Origin of the sequence: Pseudomonas sp. (assembly GCF_037994325.1) — a bacterium.
Taxonomy (GTDB): Bacteria; Pseudomonadota; Gammaproteobacteria; order Pseudomonadales; family Pseudomonadaceae; genus Aquipseudomonas.
In genome coordinates, this window is record NZ_JBBNAH010000495.1 from 1 (window position 1) to 3,611 (window position 3,611).

General features: G+C 57.1%; 3 protein-coding genes. 2 read left to right on the plus strand and 1 reads right to left on the minus strand.

Features of this window, described 5'->3' with window-relative positions; genetic code table 11:
- A partial coding sequence (locus AAAB16_RS16830; protein ID WP_340664354.1) for a hypothetical protein occupies positions 1 to 955 on the plus strand: 955 nt, incomplete at its 5' end.
- A gap of 214 nt (positions 956 to 1,169) precedes the next feature.
- On the plus strand, positions 1,170 to 2,525 hold the full coding sequence (locus AAAB16_RS16835; RefSeq protein WP_340664355.1) for a Fic family protein: 1,356 nt from the start codon (positions 1,170 to 1,172) through the stop codon (positions 2,523 to 2,525).
- Positions 2,526 to 2,650: 125 nt separating this feature from the next.
- Here the strand turns inward: AAAB16_RS16835 and AAAB16_RS16840 are convergent, their stop codons facing one another.
- Positions 2,651 to 2,911: a DUF3077 domain-containing protein gene (locus tag AAAB16_RS16840; protein WP_340664356.1), complete on the minus strand. Its 261-nt coding sequence runs from the start codon at positions 2,909 to 2,911 to the stop codon at positions 2,651 to 2,653.
- Between the last annotated feature and the right edge of the window lie 700 nt (positions 2,912 to 3,611).

Below are 3,611 nucleotides of genomic sequence, written 5' to 3' on the forward strand. Positions count from 1 at the left end.
GCACCTGCCCGCCGACCTGCAATTGAGCAACGACCGCCTCTACCTCAGCGACGGCGAACCCTCCGCCAAAGAAAACTACGCCGCCAGCATTCGCGCCGACTCCAAAGGCCTGGCCAACCGCATCATCGAACTCGACGGCAGCGTGCGCCACGGCGGCATCGGCGGCGACAAAACCAGCGCCTACGACGCCCAAGGCAACCTCTACCAAGGCGACCACGGCGAAATCCGCAAAGCCGACGCCACCAGCGCGAAAACCATCCACGTCGCCTGGGACAAAACCATCGCCCCCTGGCTCGGCCGCGGCGGCACCGACGGCTGCAGCGCCTGGCTGCCCTGCTTCGCCGACGGCAAAGGCCAGAAGGCCACCCTATTCGACGTGAAAGCCCTGACCATCGGCCCCGACAACACCCTGTACTTCAGCGAAGACGGCTACTCGCGCGCCGACTTTCACGGCATTCGCGCCGCCACAGCCGACGGCAACGTACGCAAAGTCGCCGGCGGCGGCCGTCGCCATGCCCCGCTCGAAGGTCCCTGCACCGACACCGACTGGGAAGTGGCCGGCCAACGCCTATTCCTCGACCCACCACGCCACCTGCTCTACCTCACCAACGAAAACGGCAAAGGCGTCCGCCAAATCCAACTGGCCACCGCCAACCGCCCCTGCCACGTAAAACTGCTCAACCCAACCGACTGGACCCACGGCGTAGACATGGTCGGCCTCAACGACCGCGGCGAACTCTACCTGCGGCAAATGCTCCTCACCGCCGGCGGCAGCTGGGCCTTCCAATTTATCCGCTTCGACCCACAAACCGGCCACAGCACCACACTCTTCACTCCCGCCATCTGGGACCAATACCGCCCCTGCGACCACATCGTCGTCGACCCCAAGCGCGACGTGCTTTACGCCTCCTGCATGTACAGCTCCGTCATCATAAAAATCGCCGCCCAACCCTAAGCGCGCCTCCTCCCGCAACACCCCTCAACACGTAGGGTGTGCTGTGCGCACCCAAACACCGACCCGTCGTCCCCGCGCAGGCGGGGACCCAGGTGCCCAACTCCCCGCCCGCCCCTCATGCGACCTAAACCCCTATCTCAATTTCTCATTATTTTGAGATAAGACTCACGCAATGCGATACGCTGTCTCAATAAACGCTTGCTTTGAGACAACCATGATCAAACGTCCGCCAGCTGTCGACCCCAACCCCTTTGCCGCCGTGGTTAGCCAACACAGCGCCCGCGCGGACGAATACCTCGCCCTAAATACGCCGCTAGATGACAAGGGGCGTTACCTGCACTACGACAAACTGCGCTTTCGCCTGGCAGAAGGCATTGACCATCAACTGGCGTGGTCAGTCATCAAACTGGCACGCAGCCGGCAACTGAGCCCGCTGGTTCACCTCGGTGAACCGCCCGCCGCGTGCCAATTCTTGCTAACGCCCGCCATACAAATGGCCATCTCAGAAAGCGACCGGCACACCACCAGCGCCGCGCTGGAATGGATGAGCAGCAAGATTGGCGAAAGCAACCACATGGCCTACCTGCTCAACGACCTGGTTGAAGACGAAGCCATCAGCAGCAGCCAACTGGAAGGTGCCGCCACCACCACCGTGGTCGCCAAAGACCTGCTAAAACGCCAGCGCACACCGAGAACGCCCGATGAAAAGATGATCATCGGCAACTTCCGCATGATGCAATCGGCCTGGAGATGCCGCGACAAAGAGCTTTCCACCGACCTGATTGCCGAGCTTCATCAAGTAGGTGTCGAGGGCATCGACGACAACCACTACCGCCCTGGCGCTTTTCGCCTGAGCGACGACGTTGTGGTTGAAGACGGCGACGGCCACATCGTACATACGCCGCCACCGGCGAAAGGGCTGGAACAGCGCCTAGCCACACTGGCGCACTGGGTAAACACCAACCACAGCGATGTACTCAACAAGGCCTACGTTCACCCGTTGGTTAAAGCCATCACCCTGCATTTCGCCATCGGCTACGAACACCCGTTCCACGACGGCAACGGCCGTGTCGCCCGCGCACTGTTCTACTGGTACCTGTTCAAACACAACTTCTCCGCATTTCGCTACATCACCATCAGTACCCTGCTCAAATCCGCCCCCGTGCAATACGGCAAAAGCTACCTCTACACCGAAACAGACGACATGGACCTGACCTACTTCATCGACTACCAAGCCCGAATCATCATTCGCGCCATAGCCGACTTCAAACAGGCCTACGAAAACACCGCCAACGCCATTGGCGCCTTCAATGCATTCCTCTTCCAATCCGGTCTGCTGAACAAACTCAACGACAAACAAAAAATGGTGCTGCACGTCGCCAAAAGCGGCCAGGCCCGTGAATTTACCGCCATGAACATCAAAGAAAACCTCGGCTGCTCCTACAACACCGCCAACGCCGTACTCAATGGCCTGGTCGACCTCAACCTATTCGAAAAACACAAAAACGGCCGCGAATGGGTATTTAACATGCTGCCGCTGGGGCAAATCATCGGCAATTGGAAAGCCTGAAACGCCGCTATAGCCGCAGGTTGAGTCGGTCCGCGTGCGTTGAGCGAAGCGAAGCCCACCATCCTCAGCCCCACAAAAAAGGGGACCGCCAAGTCCCCTTCCTCACACACAAAAACAAACAACCCTTAACCCTTACCCTCCTCCTCCACACGCTTACAGGCCCTTACCAACGCCTTAGCCATTTCGCTAAGCGTCTGCACAACCGCAGACTCCAACCCCTTATTCGGAAACGCATCAGCAGCCGCCAGCGCCTCCACATACAACATCAAATTCGCCGCACGCTCGAGCGCATCTTCCACAGGCACGCCAGGGTTAACGGAAAACAGCGGCAGGCTGTCCAGTTTGTCGAAGGGTTGTTGGGTGGTTACAGCGATGGATCCATTCATAACGGTAAAACTCCCACATTGGTTGAGGAGCTACCTTTATTTGCGACCATGCAAATAGGAGGCAGCTGTGCGCAGGTTGGTCGACCGGAATGTGGAACCGGCACACCCGAAGGTGTCCCGCGCACAGCCGCCATAGAGCAGCGGTAAAAAGCGCCTACCTGTTATAGCAGGCGCCTGTACGCAACACATTTCCCGGCGACCAAACCGGATCGCTGAACATTCAGCGATGGCGAACTGTAGGTCAGGGGAATGGAGGAAATATGTCGGCTGGGGAGGAAGGATGTGAAAGATCGAGGCTACAAATCGATACTGGAGAGAGTGAGCACGCTAAAGGCAAAGGCTGCGAAGAGACGAGTTCCGATGCCTACAATCTCTGCAGAGGGAGATAACCGCTTCAGACTTCTTCACCAAGTACACCACGAACGTGGTGCTAGCAAATTGGAATTTCTGTGCCATCATTCGAGAAAGCTAAGTGCCTACTGACTCCATATACAGCTCCCTCTAAATGGACTCATGAGGCTCACAGATCGATAAACTCGAAGCAAAAGGAATTGCCATGCACAACACATACAACATCTATAGTGTTAAACACGCCAAACTAGATGAGCTTTTAGAAAAAATTAGTGGCGTCGGTCTAAAAGCTCAAAAAACTATAAAATCCGAAAAATACTCTATGGCGTTCTTTTTTTCTGAAAATATT

Excerpts from the sequence above, each read along its gene's own strand:
- AAAB16_RS16835 (WP_340664355.1), top strand. The coding sequence starts at position 1,170 with ATGATCAAACGTCCGCCAGCTGTCGACCCCAACCCCTTTGCCGCCGTG.
- AAAB16_RS16840 (WP_340664356.1), bottom strand. The coding sequence starts at position 2,911 with ATGAATGGATCCATCGCTGTAACCACCCAACAACCCTTCGACAAACTG.